Genomic DNA, 2782 nt, shown 5'->3' with positions numbered 1-2782 from the left:
ACCCCCGCTCACGTCACCCTCGACTGGGCCGAGGAGGCCAACCACACCCAGCTGGGCGATCCCGTCAAGGCGGCCGCGTTCATCTACCGGGTCGTCACCTCGGGCCGCACGCTTCCGCTGCACCTGCCCGTCGGGCAGGACTCCCTGGACCGCCGGGAGGTGATCACCGAGCGGATCGCCCGCGAGTCCGCTGCGCTGCGCGAGGCCTCGGCGGCCACCGCGCACGTCGAGGGCGAGTAGCTCGGCGGACTGGGGTCGCACCGGTCTCACCGTCCCTCGAGGCGAACGCCTCGAGGTCGGTGACGGGCCGCGCTCGCCCTGTGGACGTGATCGGAACGATAACTCGCATCACGCAGCCGGGACGAATCCACCGCGGGCTCGAGAGGCCCGGCTGCAGGTCAGGCCAAGTGCTCGTGACGGGAACTGAAGCGCGGTAGACGTACGCCGACCTGACCCATGGCACGGACTCCACTCGTAGGCATCGGCTTCCTGTGGTGGGGAGTGCCCGCGGAGTGCGGGCGAGGTCGGGGTCGTGGGGTGCTGTGTACTCGAATGATGAGTGCCGAGGGCGACGCCGTCTGTACACCAGGCTGAAATCGAAGATCGCGTTCGCCAGTTCAAAGCGGGTCGTCGACTCGCCTCGATTCAGCAGTTGTGCCCGCATCGGGAACCAGAGCGACTCCTTCATCGTATTTACCAGACTGTCTCCGACGGTTCCGAACGAGGGCGCCGGGCCGGCGGAGCGATAGGCGAGGGCCTTCCGTGAAGACCATCGACCAGCGACGTCATCTGGAGGCCAAACCACAGGTCAGGTCGGTTTCAATCGAAGTAGCCGAACCAGTGATGTCACAACGAATCTCCTGGCCTCACTGTCGACGGTGGCGCTGCGATCGCCCGCCTGCAAGCTCCGTCTGTCTGAGGTAACGAATAGCCTGGGGGTTGTTCGGGAGAATTGTCCAGTGCGAGTGTGCGGCGACCTTGGCGGAGGTGCGGTGTGGCGAACGACGATACTGAATTCATAGACATCGAAATCGGCCCCTTCGGCCAGGCGTCCAGAGTCTGGCGCCGCCGAATAAGGCAGCTGCGGTTCTGGAAAGCCGGAATCCTATTCTCCGTGTTCTGGGTGATCATGTTTGCGACCTCTTACTTGGAGGCGTATGCGATCTCGACTGCAGACGACCTTGTAGGTAGCACCTGTTCCGAAGGTCCTGAGGCATTGCCTTTCTGTCTGACGGGTCTGATCTTAGGTTGGGGAATGAGCGTCGGGGCGCACCTCGGGATGGCTGCAGCAATTGCCTTTGTGGTCTACGCCTACGCATATGTCCTCAAGGGGGTCGTCGCGTATCTTCCAGTATTTGCATCGACGATTGTCACTATCGCGCTCTTCTGGGTCGGTATTGCCTGGAAGCCTGCTGAGCTCTTGCTGGTCGATGTCGTCGTTCACCTCTATCCCCAATCGCTTAGGGATGGGTACGCGTCTGTTGTGGGATGGTCTGCACCGATCGCCTCGGCGCTGATGAGCCTGTTTACTCTCTTCGTGGGTGGGCTGCAGGTCTGGGTTGTGGGTCGCCTAGGTTTAGGAATTTGGCGCAAAGGAGACGAGTATAGAGGGTCCGTCTTCTATAAGAAGTGGAGTGCCCCCGCGGAGGCGTATCCGGGGGTTCGGGACGTGTTTGGCGAGTTCCTTTCTCGTTTTCGCTCGGCGAATCCCTCGAGCTGCCTTCCTGGGTCGCGGGATCTCGAGCCTGATGGCTCGGACGGTGTGTCGAAAGGTCCGGTTCTCTGGGCAGGGCGTGGGTCTCAAGGGGAGGCGGGTCGACGCCCTCTCAATCCTGCGCAGCGTCAGAAGAAGGACAAATCGCGTCGCGCCTCCCGCGCCGCAAAAGTGGCAAGAAGACTGCACCGGTGACACCGGGCAGGGAATGCCGCACGGTGTACGCATGCCTGGCGCCGACGTAGGGAGGGGGCGGACGCGCTGCGAGCAAGCGTCAGGGTTTGTTGGCGGGCTAGCCGCCAAACCATGGATTTCAACTTAGGGGTCGCCGGAACCTCAGTTGGGCGCGCAGGATTGGTCGGTGACGTGGAACACGCAGAGGACAGGGGTCAATCGGTCCTCGCGGAGACATTCGTCGGCGATCGACGAGACGGGACTGATGCTCGGGTAAGTCAAGCCGACACCTGACCGCGCATCGGACTCCTCTGCCTACTCCTTGGATGAGGTCCAAGGTTGACGGTGATGCCTGCTGAGGGATCCAAGAAGACTCTCTGCACGATTCAGCGACCCACGGAAGCTTGAGGGCCCAGCCCAGGGTCCTAGAGCAGATGCCGGAACCGCTCCCGCAGCAGTGGATCCACGACGTACAGATACGTCCCCCGCATCCCCCGCGTCAGCAGCACCCGGTACACGTTGACGATGTACCGCAGCAGATCCTCGTCGGATGTCTTCTGCCCGCGCATCGTGTTGTTGGCCTTGCCCTTGGCGTCGAAGTAGTTCTTCCGGTCGGCGACGAGACGGCCCGTCTCGGGATCGATGCGCAAGTCCCCGCCGACGATGACGCCCGCGTAGTTGAGGTCGTACCCCTGCACCGTATGGATCGATCCGACCTCCTCGAGGGAGGTCTTCGAGGCGATCCAGTCGACATCGGAGACGTTCCAGTCCAGGGCGACGCCGTCGAGCTCGATGTCGTGCAGCCCGCTCTTCCCCTTGCTGCGCCACTTCCAGGCGTAGCCGGCGACGAGGCGCGCGAGTCCGTGCTCGGCGTCGCGCTCGCGGATCCGCTGA

General features: G+C 63.1%; 3 protein-coding genes and 1 pseudogene. 2 read left to right on the top strand and 2 right to left on the bottom strand.

Annotated features, from left to right (window positions below; all coding sequences use genetic code 11):
* Nucleotides 1-240 (top strand): hypothetical protein (locus ACOJSN_RS08395; protein WP_420112046.1); only part of this gene is annotated, 240 nt, incomplete at its 5' end.
* A gap of 244 nt (nucleotides 241-484) precedes the next feature.
* On the opposite strand, the pseudogene ACOJSN_RS08390 reads toward ACOJSN_RS08395, so the two are convergent.
* A pseudogene (locus ACOJSN_RS08390) lies at nucleotides 485-745 on the bottom strand (IS3 family transposase); the annotation flags it as partial.
* A 249-nt stretch (nucleotides 746-994) separates the two neighbouring features.
* On the opposite strand from ACOJSN_RS08390, the gene ACOJSN_RS08385 reads away from it, so the two are divergent.
* Entirely contained in the window at nucleotides 995-1909 is a 915-nt protein-coding gene (locus ACOJSN_RS08385; protein WP_420112045.1) for a hypothetical protein, read from the top strand.
* Nucleotides 1910-2313: 404 nt separating this feature from the next.
* On the opposite strand, the gene ACOJSN_RS08380 is transcribed toward ACOJSN_RS08385, so the two are convergent.
* Nucleotides 2314-2782: DNA/RNA helicase domain-containing protein (locus ACOJSN_RS08380; RefSeq protein WP_420112044.1), on the bottom strand; the 469-nt coding region annotated here is incomplete at its 5' end.

Source organism: Pseudactinotalea sp. (assembly GCF_048594945.1).
Taxonomy (GTDB): Bacteria; Actinomycetota; Actinomycetes; order Actinomycetales; family Beutenbergiaceae; genus Pseudactinotalea.
Note: the sequence above shows the minus strand (reverse complement) of the source record. Positions and strands in the feature narration are given on the sequence as shown.